The organism is Luteimonas changyuni (assembly GCF_039548395.1).
Taxonomy (GTDB): domain Bacteria; phylum Pseudomonadota; class Gammaproteobacteria; order Xanthomonadales; family Xanthomonadaceae; genus Luteimonas.
Genome location: NZ_JBCLUZ010000032.1, coordinates 1 through 14,011, shown reverse-complemented (window position 1 = coordinate 14,011; position 14,011 = coordinate 1). Strand labels below are relative to the sequence as shown.

Annotated in this window: 9 protein-coding genes and 1 tRNA gene; all 10 read right to left on the bottom strand. The window is 65.8% G+C overall.

What is annotated here, in order from left to right:
- Positions 1-230: 230 nt before the first annotated feature.
- Entirely contained in the window at positions 231-4,475 is a 4,245-nt protein-coding gene (gene rpoC / locus WCD84_RS11615; RefSeq protein ID WP_343281466.1) for a DNA-directed RNA polymerase subunit beta', read from the bottom strand.
- 89 nt (positions 4,476-4,564) lie between these two features.
- The gene (gene rpoB, locus WCD84_RS11610) at positions 4,565-8,722 is read right to left on the bottom strand and encodes a DNA-directed RNA polymerase subunit beta (protein ID WP_343255889.1); all 4,158 of its coding nucleotides are present in this window, start codon (positions 8,720-8,722) and stop codon (positions 4,565-4,567) included.
- Between the two features lie 228 nt (positions 8,723-8,950).
- The gene (gene rplL, locus WCD84_RS11605) at positions 8,951-9,322 is read right to left on the bottom strand and encodes a 50S ribosomal protein L7/L12 (RefSeq protein WP_343255890.1); all 372 of its coding nucleotides are present in this window, start codon (positions 9,320-9,322) and stop codon (positions 8,951-8,953) included.
- 65 nt (positions 9,323-9,387) lie between these two features.
- Positions 9,388-9,912, bottom strand: coding sequence for a 50S ribosomal protein L10 (rplJ, locus tag WCD84_RS11600; RefSeq protein WP_343255891.1), 525 nt, complete (start codon positions 9,910-9,912; stop codon positions 9,388-9,390).
- A 347-nt stretch (positions 9,913-10,259) separates the two neighbouring features.
- Positions 10,260-10,958, bottom strand: a complete 699-nt coding sequence (gene rplA / locus WCD84_RS11595) for a 50S ribosomal protein L1 (protein WP_343255892.1) — start codon at positions 10,956-10,958, stop codon at positions 10,260-10,262.
- A gap of 4 nt (positions 10,959-10,962) precedes the next feature.
- Entirely contained in the window at positions 10,963-11,391 is a 429-nt protein-coding gene (gene rplK / locus WCD84_RS11590) for a 50S ribosomal protein L11 (protein WP_343255893.1), read from the bottom strand.
- Between the two features lie 178 nt (positions 11,392-11,569).
- Positions 11,570-12,127 carry a transcription termination/antitermination protein NusG gene (nusG, locus tag WCD84_RS11585; RefSeq protein ID WP_449280113.1) on the bottom strand — a complete coding sequence of 186 codons (558 nt, stop codon included), beginning with the start codon at positions 12,125-12,127 and terminating at the stop codon, positions 11,570-11,572.
- Positions 12,128-12,159: 32 nt separating this feature from the next.
- Entirely contained in the window at positions 12,160-12,543 is a 384-nt protein-coding gene (gene secE / locus WCD84_RS11580) for a preprotein translocase subunit SecE (RefSeq protein ID WP_343279935.1), read from the bottom strand.
- A 24-nt stretch (positions 12,544-12,567) separates the two neighbouring features.
- A tRNA-Trp gene (locus WCD84_RS11575) sits at positions 12,568-12,643 on the bottom strand.
- 171 nt (positions 12,644-12,814) lie between these two features.
- Complete coding sequence (gene tuf, locus WCD84_RS11570; protein WP_343281467.1) at positions 12,815-14,005, bottom strand: elongation factor Tu; 1,191 nt, start codon at positions 14,003-14,005, stop codon at positions 12,815-12,817.
- Positions 14,006-14,011 lie beyond the last annotated feature (6 nt).

Sequence of the window (14,011 nt, the reverse complement as noted above, 5' to 3'; positions counted from 1 at the left end):
AAACGAAGGCAGGCGGATTCAACCCGGCCTGCCGAGACGGAAAAGTATAGCCTGCGCCGACGACCAGCGTCAACGCATGCAAGGACGCGGCAGGCGGCACCCCGTCACCGGGGCGCGGCCAGGGCCGCAGTCTTCTTTCCCGCCCTTCCTGGGCCGAACACGAAGCGCCTCCATGGCACCTCATTTCGGGATCTGGGACGGCCCCCTGGAGGGCCGTCACTAACGGTGTATCAGTCTTCCGCGCCCTCGCCTGCGGCGGCGGCGTCTTCGACAGGTGCTTCCTGGACCGCGACCTCGTCGGCCGCGACGACCCCGGACAGGGTCTCCATCTCGGACTCGGTCAGCCCCGAGGCGTTCTTGCGGCGCTGTGCATGGTACGCCATGCCCGTGCCCGCAGGAATCAGGCGGCCGACGATGACGTTCTCCTTCAGGCCCCGCAGGCTGTCACGGGTGCCGCGGACGGCGGCCTCGGTCAGCACGCGGGTGGTTTCCTGGAAGGACGCGGCGGAGATGAACGACTCGGTCGCAAGCGAGGCCTTGGTGATGCCCAGCAGCACCGGGTCGTAGTGCACCGGCAGCTCGCCCTTGGCGTTGTGCTTCTCGTTGGCCTCGATGACGCGCTGGCGCTCGGCCTGCTCGCCGTTGAGGAAACGGGTGCTGTCGCCGGCGTCGGTGACCTCGACCTTGCGCAGCATCTGGCGGACGATCACCTCGATGTGCTTGTCGTTGATCTTCACGCCCTGCAGGCGATAGACGTCCTGGATTTCCTTGGTCAGGTACGACGCAAGTTCCTCGACGCCCTTCAGGCGCAGGATGTCCTGCGGACTCGGCTCGCCGTCCACCACGGTCTCGCCCTTCTCGACGTGCTCGCCTTCGAACACGATGATCTGGCGGTACTTCGGGATCAGCTCTTCGTGATCGTCGCCATCCACGGCCTTGATGATCAGGCGCTGCTTGCCCTTGGTGTCCTTGCCGAAGCTGACCACGCCCGACTTCTCGGCGAGGATCGCCGGGTCCTTGGGCTTGCGCGCCTCGAACAGGTCGGCCACGCGCGGAAGACCACCGGTGATGTCGCGGGTCTTCGACGCTTCCTGCGGGATCTTGGCGACCACGTCGCCGACGCCGACTTCGGCGCCGTCCTGCATGTTGACGATCGAGCGCGGCGGCAGCATGTACTGCGCCGGCAGGTCCGTGCCCGGGATGTTGAGGCCTTCACCGGTCTTGGAGTCGACGATGCGGATGGTCGGACGGAGGTCCTTGCCCTGCGAACCGCGACGCTTGGGATCGGTGATCTCGCGCGAGGCCAGGCCGGTCAGGTCGTCGGTCTTCTCGATCACGGTGATGCCGTCGATGAAGTCGACGAAGCGCATCACGCCCTTCACTTCCGACACGATCGGATGGTTATGCGGATCCCAGGTCGCGATGGTCTGGCCGGTCTTCACCGCCATGCCGTCCTTCGCGTTGATGGTCGCGCCGTAGGGGAGCTTGTAGCGCTCGCGCTCGCGACCGTGCTGGTCGAGCACGGAGATCTCGCCCGAGCGCGACACGCCCACCAGGTGGCCGGCGGAGTGCGAAATCGACTTGACGTTGTTGAACTTCACCGAGCCGGTGGTCTTGACGGTCACGTTGTCGATCGCCGCCGCACGCGATGCCGCGCCACCGATGTGGAACGTGCGCATCGTCAGCTGGGTACCGGGCTCGCCGATCGACTGCGCGGCAACCACGCCCACGGCCTCGCCGAGGTTCACCAGGTGCCCACGGCCCAGGTCGCGGCCATAGCAGTACGCACAAACGCCGAAGGACGACTCGCAGGTGATCGTCGAGCGGACCTGGATGGTCTGCACGCCGGCTTCCTCGAGCTTCTGCACCCAGGCTTCGTCGAGCAGGGTGTTGCGGGTCACGATCGGCTCGTCGTCGTCGCCGGGCAGGAACACGTCCTCGGCCACGATGCGGCCCAGCACGCGATCCTTCAGCGGTTCGACCACGTCGCCGCCTTCCACGATCGGGGTCATGGTCAGGCTGTCGAGGGTGCCGCAGTCGGTTTCGGTGATCACCACGTCCTGGGCCACGTCGACCAGGCGACGGGTCAGGTAGCCGGAGTTCGCGGTCTTCAGCGCGGTATCCGCCAGGCCCTTGCGGGCACCGTGGGTCGAGATGAAGTACTGCTGGACGTTCAGGCCCTCGCGGAAGTTCGAGGTGATCGGGGTCTCGATGATCGAGCCGTCGGGCTTGGCCATCAGGCCGCGCATGCCGGCCAACTGGCGGATCTGCGCCTGCGAGCCACGCGCGCCGGAGTCGGCCATGATGAAGACCGAGTTCATCGACTTCTGCTCGACCTTCTCGCCCTTCGCATTCGTCACGATCTCGGTGCCGATGGTCTTCATCATCGCCTGGGCGACGCGTTCATTGGTGCGCGACCAGATGTCGACCACCTTGTTGTAGCGCTCGCCGGCGGTGACCAGGCCCGACTGGTACTGCTGCTGGATCTCCAGCACCTCGGTCTCGGCCTCGGCCAGGATGCCCTTCTTCTCGTCGGGGATGATCATGTCGTCGATGCCGATCGAGACGCCGGCGCGCGTGGCGTACGCGAAGCCGGTGTACATCAGCTTGTCGGCGAACACGACCGTGTCCTTCAGGCCCAGCATGCGATAGCAGGAGTTGATCAGGCGGCTGATGTTCTTCTTGGTCAGCTCGGTGTTGGCCAGCGCGTACGGCAGGCCGTCGGGCAGGATCTCGGCCAGCAGGGCGCGCCCGACCGTGGTGTCCACGATCGAGGTCTTCTTTTCGCGGTTGCCCTCCTCGTCGATCACCGTCTCGGTGATGCGCACCTTGACCTTGGCGTGCAGGCCGGCGGCCTTGTTGTCATAGGCGCGCTTGACCTCGGCGACGTTGGCGAACGCCATGCCCTCGCCCTGGGTGTTCTCGAGCGCGCGGGTCATGTAGTACAGGCCCAGCACCACGTCCTGCGACGGCACGATGATCGGCTCGCCGTTGGCGGGCGAGAGGATGTTGTTCGACGACATCATCAGCGCGCGCGCTTCCAGCTGGGCTTCCAGCGAGAGCGGCACGTGGACGGCCATCTGGTCACCGTCGAAGTCGGCGTTGAACGCGGTGCAGACCAGCGGGTGCAGCTGGATGGCCTTGCCCTCGATCAGCACCGGCTCGAACGCCTGGATGCCGAGGCGATGCAGGGTCGGCGCGCGGTTGAGCAGCACCGGGTGCTCGCGGATCACCTCTTCGAGGATGTCCCACACCTCGGCCTCTTCGCGCTCGACCAGCTTCTTGGCCGCCTTGATCGTCGTGGCAAGGCCACGGCGCTGCAGCTTGGCGAAGATGAAGGGCTTGAACAGCTCCAGCGCCATCTTCTTCGGCAGGCCGCACTCGTGCAGGCGCAGGGTCGGGCCGACCACGATGACCGAACGGCCCGAGTAGTCGACGCGCTTGCCGAGCAGGTTCTGGCGGAACCGGCCCTGCTTGCCCTTGATCATGTCGGCGAGCGACTTGAGCGGGCGCTTGTTGGTTCCGGTGATCGCACGGCCACGACGGCCGTTGTCCATCAGCGCGTCAACCGACTCCTGCAGCATGCGCTTTTCGTTGCGCACGATGATGTCCGGCGCATTGAGTTCAAGCAGGCGGCGCAGGCGGTTGTTGCGGTTGATGACGCGGCGGTACAGGTCGTTGAGGTCGGAGGTCGCGAAGCGGCCACCGTCCAGGGGAACGAGCGGGCGCAGGTCCGGCGGCAGCACCGGCAGCACGGTCATGACCATCCACTCGGGGCGGTTGCCCGACTCGAGGAAGGCCTCGACCAGCTTGATGCGCTTGGTGAGGCGCTTGAGCTTGGTCTCCGAACCGGTGGCGGCGATGTCTTCCTTCAGGCGCACCAGCTCCGCCTGCAGGTCGATCGTGCGCAGCAGGTCGAACACGGCCTCGGCGCCCATGGCGGCGTCGAAGTCGTCCTGGTGCTCCTGGCGCATCTGCATGTACTGCTCTTCGTTGAGCAGCTGGCCACGCTCCATCGGCGTCAGGCCCGGCTCGGTGACCACGAAGGCCTCGAAGTACAGGATGCGCTCGATGTCGCGCAGGGTCATGTCCAGCATCAGGCCGATGCGCGAGGGCAGCGACTTGAGGAACCAGATGTGCGCGGTCGGGCTGGCCAGGTCGATGTGGCCCATGCGCTCGCGGCGCACCTTGGCCAGCGTGACCTCGGTGCCGCACTTCTCGCAGACCACGCCGCGGTGCTTCATGCGCTTGTACTTGCCGCACAGGCACTCGTAGTCCTTGACCGGCCCGAAGATGGCGGCGCAGAACAGGCCGTCGCGCTCGGGCTTGAAGGTGCGGTAGTTGATGGTCTCGGGCTTCTTCACTTCGCCGAAGGACCACGAGCGGATCAGGTCCGGGGAGGCGAGCGCGATCTTGATCGCGTCGAAGTCCAGCGCCGGGCGCTGCTGGTTGAACAGGTTCAGAAGGTCTTTCATGAGTTTCTCCGGGAACGGGAATCGAGGACGTGGCTGCGGTGCTTACCGGTGGCGGGCGCGTGGCGCGCGCCCTACCCCGGGCTGCGTCCTCAGTTCTCTTCCAGCTCCATGTTGATCGCGAGCGAACGGATTTCCTTGACCAGCACGTTGAAGGACTCGGGCATGCCCGCGACCATCTCGTGTTCGCCGTCGACGATGTTCTTGTACATCTGGTTGCGGCCCTGCACGTCGTCGGACTTCACCGTCAGCATTTCCTGCAGGGTGTAGGCCGCGCCGTAGGCTTCCAGCGCCCAGACTTCCATCTCACCGAAGCGCTGGCCGCCGAACTGCGCCTTGCCGCCCAGCGGCTGCTGGGTGACGAGCGAGTACGGGCCGGTCGAACGCGCGTGCATCTTGTCGTCGACCAGGTGGTTGAGCTTCAGCATGTGCATGTAGCCCACGGTCACCTTGCGTTCGAAGGCGTCGCCGGTGCGGCCGTCGTACAGCTGCGCCTGGCCGCTGATCGGCAGGTCGGCGAGTTCGAGCATGTGCTTGATCTCGGCCTCCGCCGCGCCGTCGAACACCGGGGTGGCCATCGGCACGCCGCCGGTCAGGTTCTTCGCCAGCACCAGCAGCTCCTCGTCGGAGAACTGCTTGAGGTCGACCCGCTGCCCATGCAGCTTGTCGTCGTGGTTGTAGATCTGGTCGAGGAACTTGCGCAGGTCGGCGATCTTGGCCTGCGCCTGCAGCATGCGGTCGATCTTCTGGCCCAGGCCCTTTGCCGCCCAGCCCAGGTGGACCTCGAGGATCTGGCCGATGTTCATGCGGCTCGGCACGCCCAGCGGGTTGAGCACGATGTCCACGGTCTCGCCGTTGGCCATGTGCGGCATGTCCTGCACGGGAACGATGGTCGAGACCACGCCCTTGTTGCCATGGCGGCCGGCCATCTTGTCGCCCGGCTGGATGCGGCGCTTCACCGCCAGGTACACCTTGACCATCTTCAGCACGCCCGGGGCAAGGTCGTCGCCCTGGGTGATCTTGCCGCGCTTGTCCTGGAAGCGGCGTTCGAACTCCGCCTCGTGGACCTGGAGCTGCTTCTGCGCGCGCTCGATCGCGTCGGCGGCGTCGTCGTCCTTCATGCGCAGCTGCAGCCAGTCGGACTTCTTGATGCCGTCAAGCACCAGCGAAGACACGGTGTCGCCCTTCTTGACGCCCGGGCCACCGTTGGCGACCTTGCCCAGCAGCTGCTCGCGCAGGCGGCTGTAGATCGCGCCCTCGAGGATGCGGAACTGGTCGTCGAAGTCCTTCTTGACGCGCTTGATCTCGGACTCTTCGATCTGCTTGGCGCGCTTGTCCTTCTCGATGCCGTCGCGGGTGAAGACCTGCACGTCGATGACGGTGCCGTCCATGCCCGGCGGCACGCGCAGCGAGCTGTCCTTAACGTCGGACGCCTTCTCGCCGAAGATCGCGCGCAGCAGCTTCTCTTCCGGAGTCAGCTGGCTCTCGCCCTTCGGCGTGACCTTGCCGACGAGGATGTCGCCGGCCCGCACCTCGGCACCGATGTACACCACGCCCGACTCGTCGAGGCGGTTCAGCGCCTGCTCGGAGACGTTGGGGATGTCGGCGGAGATCTCCTCCGGACCGAGCTTGGTGTCGCGGGCGACCGCGGTCAGCTCTTCGATGTGGATGGTGGTGTAGCGGTCTTCCTTGACCACGCGCTCGGACAGGAGGATCGAGTCCTCGAAGTTGTAGCCGTTCCACGGCATGAACGCGACCAGCATGTTCTGGCCCAGGGCCAGCTCGCCGATGTCGGTCGAGGGACCGTCGGCCAGCACGTCGCCGCGCGCCACCACGTCGCCCACGCTGACCAGCGGGGTCTGGTTGATGCAGGTGTTCTGGTTGGAGCGCGTGTACTTGATCAGGTTGTAGATGTCGACGCCGGCATCGGTCTCGCCGGAAATCTCGTCCTCGTTGATCTTGACCACGATGCGGCCGGCGTCGATCTGCTCGACCACGCCGCCGCGGCCCGCGTTCACCGTCACGCCCGAGTCGCGCGCCACGGCGCGCTCGATGCCGGTGCCCACCAGCGGCTTTTCGCTCTTCAGCGTCGGCACGGCCTGGCGCTGCATGTTCGCGCCCATCAGCGCGCGGTTGGCATCGTCGTGCTCGAGGAACGGGACCAGCGCCGCCGCGACCGACACGGTCTGCATCGGCGAGACGTCCATGTAATGGATCTCGCTCGGCGGCTTGAGCAGGTTCTCACCCTGGAAACGGCAGGCGATGAAGGGCGCGTCGAGCTTGCCCTTCGCATCCTGCGGCGCGTTCACCTGGGCGATGACGTACTCGTTCTCCTCGATCGCCGAGAGGAACTCGACCTCGTCGGTGACCTTGCCGTCCACGACCTTGCGGTAGGGCGTCTCGAGGAAGCCGTAGTGGTTGGTGCGCGCGAACACGGCCAGCGAGTTGATCAGGCCGATGTTGGGGCCTTCAGGGGTCTCGATGGTGCAGACGCGGCCGTAGTGGGTCGGGTGCACGTCGCGCACCTCGAAGCCGGCGCGTTCGCGGGTCAGGCCGCCCGGCCCAAGTGCCGACACGCGGCGCTTGTGGGTGACCTCGGACAGCGGGTTGTTCTGGTCCATGAACTGCGACAGCTGCGACGAACCGAAGAACTCCTTCACCGCCGCCGCGACCGGCTTGGCGTTGATGAGCTCCTGCGGGGTCAGGCCATCGGTCTCGGCCATGGTCAGGCGCTCGCGCACCGCGCGCTCGACGCGGACCAGGCCCACGCGGAACACGTTCTCGGCCATTTCACCGACCGAGCGCACGCGACGGTTGCCGAGGTGGTCGATGTCGTCGACCACGCCGCGGCCGTTGCGGATCTCGGTCAGCACCTTCAGCACGTCGAGGATGTCGGAGCTGTCGCCGTTGGCTTCGCGCAGGCGCGCGGAGTCATCATCCTTGCGCTCGGCAAAGTAGCGCGCGTCGTACAGCACCGGCGCGCCGGTGGTCTCCTTGCGGCCGATGCGGCGGTTGAACTTCATCCGGCCCACGGCCGAGAGGTCGTAGCGCTCGAAGGTGAAGAACAGGTTGTGGAACAGGTTCTGCGCGGCGTCCTTGGTCGGCGGCTCGCCGGGACGCATCATGCGGTAGATCTCGACCAGGGCCTCGAGCTGGGTCTTGGTCGGGTCGATGCGCAGGGTGTTGGAGAGATATGCGCCGCGGTCCAGGTCGTTGACCCAGATGGTGCCGACCGCCTCGACGCCGGCCTTGCGCAGCGCCTCGAGCATCTCCTCGGTGATCTCGTCATTGGCCGCGGCCACCAGTTCGCCGGTGGCGGCGTCGATGACGTCGTGCGACAGGATGCGGCCCACCAGGTAGATGTCCGGAACGGCCAGGGCCTCGATGCCCGAATCGACCAGCTGCTTGACGTGGCGCGCGGTGATGCGCTTGCCCGCCTCCACGATCACGCGATCGCCGTCGGCGAGGTCGAAGTCGAGGGTCTCGCCGCGCAGGCGCTCGGGCACCAGCGCCAGCTGCACGCCTTCCTCGGGGTCGATGTGGAAGTGGTTGATCTCGAAGAACTCGTTGAGCATTTCTTCGTTGTTGTAGCCCAGCGCGCGCAGCAGCACGCTGACCGGCAGCTTGCGGCGGCGGTCGATGCGGGTGAACAGGGCGTCCTTGGGGTCGAACTCGAAGTCGAGCCAGGAGCCGCGGTAGGGGATGATGCGGGCGCTGTACAGCAGCTTGCCCGAGCTGTGGCTCTTGCCGCGGTCGTGGTCGAAGAACACGCCCGGCGAGCGGTGCAGCTGGGACACGATGACGCGCTCGGTGCCGTTGACGATGAAGGTGCCGTTGCCGGTCATGAGCGGGATCTCGCCCATGTAGACCTCCTGCTCCTTCACGTACTTGATGGTCTTCGACGACGACTCGCGGTCGTAGATCACCAGGCGCACGGTCACGCGCAGCGGGGCGCCGTAGCTCAGGCCGCGGTTGCGGCACTCGCGCTCGTCGAACACCGGGTCGCCGAGCTTGTAGCCGACGTACTCCAGCGCTGCGTAGCCGTTGTAGCTGGTGATGGGGAACACGGACTTGAGGGCGGCATGCAGGCCACGGTCCTCGCGGCGCGCCGGGTCCTTGTCGGCCTGCAGGAACTCGCGGTACGAGTCGACCTGGATGGCAAGCAGGAACGGCACTTCGAGGATCGAACGGCGCTTGCCGAAGTCCTTGCGGATGCGCTTCTTCTCGGTGAACGAATATGACGTCGTCATGGTGGGCTACCGCCTTTGGCATCTGCGGGCCGCGCGCTGCGCGACCCAGGGGGAACAATGAACCGCCAGTTGGAAGTCGCTGGTATTGCCGGCACCAGCACGCCTTCTCCCGCCACTTCCAACTGCCGACTCGGTGTCGGTTCTATCCGGCCGCTTCAACGGCCGAAGGCCGGGGGCTTACGCCCCCAGCCCCGGTGGTCGCCGATCACGCTGGCGACGCGACAACGCTTACTTGACTTCGACCGTGGCGCCGGCCGCTTCCAGGTCCTTCTTGACCTTCTCGGCTTCTTCCTTCGAAGCGCCTTCCTTGACCGTGCCACCGGCTTCGGTCAGGTCCTTGGCTTCCTTCAGGCCCAGGCCGGTGATCGCGCGGACCACCTTGATGACCTCGACCTTCTTGTCGCCGGGCGACTTCAGGATCACGTCGAACTCGGTCTGCTCTTCGACCGGGGCGGCAGCGGCGGCCGGACCGGCAGCCATGGCGACCGGGGCGGCGGCGGACACGCCGAACTTCTCTTCCATCGCCTTGACCAGCTCCATCACCTCGATGAGGGTCTTGCTGCTGATCGCTTCGATGATCTCTTCGTTGGAAAGGGACATCTCGATACCTCTGGTTATCTAATGTTGGAAAACGTCTGTGGTCGGTTGTCGACCGAACTGTTGCCTCAAGCCGCCTTCTGCTGGCCGACCGCGTTGGTAACGCGGGCAACCTGCGAGGCCGGCTCGGCCAGCACGCGCACCAGCATGGTGGCGGGCTGGACCATGACGCTGAGCAGCATCGACAGCGCTTCGTCACGCGTCGGGAGCGAAGCCAGGACATCCACATGGGTGCCCGGGTACTTCTGCCCACCGATCGCCACGAGGCGCGGCTTCAACTTGTCGTTCGCCTTGGCGAACTCCTTGATCAGGCGTCCGGCGGCGCCGGGGTCTTCCTTCGAGAAGGCGTACAGCAGGGGACCGGTCAGCTCGTCCTGGACGATGGCGTAATCGGTGTTCTCCACTGCACGCGAGACCAGCGTGTTCTTCGCGACTTTCAGGTACACGCCTTCGGCGCGCGCCTTCTTGCGCATGCTGGTCAACTGCTCGACGGTCAGGCCCACGTACTCCGCGGCAACCAGCGAGTGCGCCGTAGCGGCGACCTCGGCCAGTTCGGCAACGACTTCCTTCTTCTGGTTCAGATTGAGAGCCATTGCACTTCCTCCGTACTTCGCAATCCAGCCTGGCGTATCCACGCCGGGCTGGTCCTTTGGCAGCACCAGTCCCTTGGTGCCGGGGACGCCGCAAGCGGCATCCCGGTGGTGGCCGTTTTCCGTTTGGATCGATGGAGCAATGATCTTCTGGAGGGTCGGCAACCATCTGCGCAGGCCCGTCGCCGCTTGCGCGGTTCGAGGATTAAGCGCCCCATGGAAGCAACGACGGCGAATCCATGCCAGTTCGAGCATCCCTGCCCGTCGTCGTTGCCACACAGGCCGCGCCTGCGGTCTTTGACGGCCCCGCCTCCGGCTTCATGCCTTCGGCGACGCCCTCAAAACCTGGATTACTTCAACGTCAGGGTCGACTGGTCCACGGCAACGCCGGGGCCCATGGTCGAGCTGACCGAGATCTTCTGCAGGTACTGGCCCTTGGCGGTGGCCGGCTTGGCCTTCACCAGGTCGATCAGCAGCGCCTCGAGGTTTTCCTTCAGGCGGGCGGACTCGAAGTCGGCCTTGCCGATGGTGCAGTGGATGATGCCGGCCTTGTCGGTGCGATAGCGCACCTGGCCGCCCTTGGCGTTCTTGACCGCCTCGCCCGGGTTGGCCGACACGGTGCCGACCTTCGGGTTGGGCATCAGGCCGCGCGGGCCGAGCAGCGTGCCGAGCTTGCCGACAACGCGCATGGCGTCCGGGGTGGCGATCACCACGTCGTAGCTCAGGTCGCCGCCCTGCATCTTCTCGGCCAGGTCGTCCATGCCGACGATGTCGGCGCCAGCGGCCAGGGCTTCTTCAGCCTTGGCGCCGGCCGGGGCGAACACCGCCACCCGAACCGACTTGCCGGTGCCCTGGGGCAGCACGGTCGAGCCGCGGACCTGCTGGTCCGACTTGCGGGCATCGACGCCCAGGCGCACAGCCACGTCGACGGCTTCGACGAACTTGGCCTTGCTGTTGTCCTTGACGATGGTCAGCGCGTCGTCAATGGCGTAGGCCTTGCCCGGGACGGTCGCGGCCACGATGCTCTTCTGTCGCTTGGTCTGTGCCATGGTCTCAGCCCTCCACCGTCAGGCCCATCGAACGGGCGGAGCCCTCGATGGTGCGAACTGCTGCTTCGAGGTCGGCCGCCGTCAGGTCGGCTTCCTTCATCTTCGCGATTTCCTCGAGCTGGGCACGGGTGACCTTGCCCACCTTTTCGGTGTTCGGACGCTTGGAGCCGGTCTGGACGCTGGCAGCCTTCTTCAGCAGCACCGCGGCCGGAGTCGACTTGGTGATGAAGGTGAAGGTGCGGTCCGAGTACGCGGTGATGATGACCGGGGTCGGAAGACCCGGCTCGAGCTTCTGCGTCGCGGCGTTGAACGCCTTGCAGAACTCCATGATGTTCAGGCCGCGCTGGCCGAGGGCAGGACCCACCGGCGGCGACGGATTCGCCTGGCCGGCCTTGACCTGCAATTTGATGTAACCGACGACTTTCTTAGCCATTGTCCTCTCCGGGTGCGAACGCCTGTCAGGCTCCCCATCGGGCCGGGAATCACGCGTCCCGGTATCGCGTTGTCACGCGCAAAGGCCGCCAGGGCGGCGGCCATTGCGATTTGCCCGATTTCCGGGCAGGAAGCCGCCAACTATAGCAGCTCCGGTACTCCCGGCCAAGCGGCCGGGATCAGGCTTTCTCGACCTGCCCGAATTCCAGCTCAACCGGGGTCGAGCGGCCGAAGATGAGCACGGCCACGCGCAGGCGGCTCTTCTCGTAGTTGACTTCCTCGACCACGCCGTTGAAATCGTTGAAGGGGCCGTCAATGACGCGGACCATCTGGCCAGCCTCGAACAGGACCTTCGGACGCGGCTTCTCCACGCCTTCCTGGACGCGGGCAAGAATGGCATCGGCCTCCTCGTCGCGGATCGGCAGCGGCTGGGCGGCGGTACCGCCGATGAAGCCCATGACCTTGGGGGTTTCCTTCACCAGGTGCCAGCTTTCGCTGTCGATGCGGGGAATCCCGCCCTCGTCATGGGTGGCGATCTGCACAAGGACATAGCCCGGGAAGAACTTGCGCTCGGAGCGGCGCTTCTGGCCGGAGCGCATTTCGATGATTTCCTCGGTCGGCACCATGACGTCGCCGAACTTCTCGTCCATCTCCATGCGCACGATGCGGTCACGCAGCGCCTGGGCCACCGACTTCTCGAAGCCGGAATAGGCATGAACCACGTACCAGCGCTTGATGATCTCGCTTTCCATCGACTCAGACATCTCCATCAGTTGCCGAGCAGCAGGCGGATGACCCACTGGATGACCAGGTCGAAGCCGGCCAGCAGCAGGCTGATGATCACAACGACCAGCATCACGACCCAGCTCATGCGCATCGCTTCCTGGCGCGTCGGCCAGACCACCTTGCGCAGCTCGAAACGTGCCTCGGAAAGGAATCCGCGCATCTGGACGCCCTTGGCGCTGGTCAGGAAGACCACCAGCGCGGCGGCAACGCCAGCAACCACGGCCAGCACGCGCAGCGGCGTCGGCCACTGGCCGTCGAACCAGTAGAACGCGACCAGCCCGCCAAGCAGCAGCAGGGATGCAGCCACGTACTTGGCAATGTCGGCCGCCGAAGTCTGGCTCCGGGTGTGTTGGACCCTGCTGTTCAAGTCGCTATCGCCCTCGTTGTGGCATGGCACGCCAGGAGGGACTCGAACCCCCAACCTGCGGTTTTGGAGACCGCTGCTCTGCCAATTGAGCTACTGGCGTGTACAAAAACTTGGCACCTCTTAGACGCCAACGGCGAGCCGTCCCCGACTCGCCCCGTCGTCCCCACAGGCCGTCGGCGTGAGCCGATGGTCGCTGGCGTCATCCGGACCACCGGTCCGGATCAACGCCAGCACATATCGCGGCGGCCAACGGCCGCCGGGATATGAGTACTTACTTGATGATCTTGGCGACCACGCCCGCGCCGACCGTACGGCCACCCTCGCGGATCGCGAAGCGCAGACCCTCGTCCATCGCGATCGGGTTGATCAGCGCCACCACCATCTTCACGTTGTCGCCCGGCATCACCATCTCGACGCCCTCCGGCAGCTCGCAGGCGCCGGTGATGTCGGTGGTGCGGAAGTAGAACTGCGGACGGTAGCCCTTGAAGAACGGCGTGTGGCGGCCGCCCTCGTCCTTCGACAGCACGTACACCTCGGCCTCGAAGTCCGTGTGCGGCTTGATCGAACCCGGCTTGCACAGCACCTGGCCGCGCTCCACGTCGTCACGCTTGGTGCCGCGCAGCAGCAGGCCGGCGTTGTCGCCCGCCTGGCCCTGGTCCAGCAGCTTGCGGAACATCTCGACGCCGGTGACGGTCGTCTTGACCGTCGGGCGGATGCCCACGATCTCGATTTCCTCGCCCACCTTCACGATGCCGCGCTCGATGCGACCGGTCACCACCGTGCCGCGACCCGAGATCGAGAACACGTCCTCGACCGGCATCAGGAACGTCTTGTCGATGTCACGCTCCGGCTCCGGAATCCAGGTGTCCAGCGCCTCGACCAGCTTGATGATCGCCGGCACGCCGATGTCCGACTGGTCGCCTTCCAGCGCCTTCAGCGCCGAACCGTGGATGATCGGGGTGTCGTCGCCCGGGAAGTCGTACTTCGACAGCAGCTCGCGCACTTCCATCTCGACCAACTCAAGCAGCTCGGCGTCGTCGACCATGTCGGCCTTGTTCAGGAACACCACGATGTACGGCACACCGACCTGGCGCGCCAGCAGGATGTGCTCGCGCGTCTGCGGCATCGGGCCGTCAGCGGCCGAGCACACCAGGATCGCGCCGTCCATCTGCGCCGCACCGGTGATCATGTTCTTGACGTAGTCGGCGTGGCCCGGGCAGTCGACGTGCGCGTAGTGGCGGGTCGGGCTCTCGTACTCGACGTGCGAGGTCGAGATCGTGATGCCGCGCGCCTTCTCTTCCGGCGCCTTGTCGATCGCGTCATAGGCATGGAACTCGCCGCCGAAACGTTCCGCGCCGATCTTCGTCAGCGCCGCCGTCAGCGTCGTCTTGCCGTGGTCCACGTGACCGATCGTGCCCACGTTCACGTGGGGCTTGGTGCGCTCGAACTTACCCTTGGCCATGATTGC

Bases quoted from the DNA above. Each gene is read 5' to 3' on its own strand.
- rplJ (WP_343255891.1), bottom strand. From the start codon at position 9,912: ATGGCTCTCAATCTGAACCAGAAGAAGGAAGTCGTTGCCGAACTGGCC.
- tuf (WP_343281467.1), bottom strand. From the start codon at position 14,005: ATGGCCAAGGGTAAGTTCGAGCGCACCAAGCCCCACGTGAACGTGGGC.
- rplA (WP_343255892.1), bottom strand. From the start codon at position 10,958: ATGGCACAGACCAAGCGACAGAAGAGCATCGTGGCCGCGACCGTCCCG.
- rplL (WP_343255890.1), bottom strand. From the start codon at position 9,322: ATGTCCCTTTCCAACGAAGAGATCATCGAAGCGATCAGCAGCAAGACC.
- rpoB (WP_343255889.1), bottom strand. From the start codon at position 8,722: ATGACGACGTCATATTCGTTCACCGAGAAGAAGCGCATCCGCAAGGAC.
- rpoC (WP_343281466.1), bottom strand. From the start codon at position 4,475: ATGAAAGACCTTCTGAACCTGTTCAACCAGCAGCGCCCGGCGCTGGAC.
- rplK (WP_343255893.1), bottom strand. From the start codon at position 11,391: ATGGCTAAGAAAGTCGTCGGTTACATCAAATTGCAGGTCAAGGCCGGC.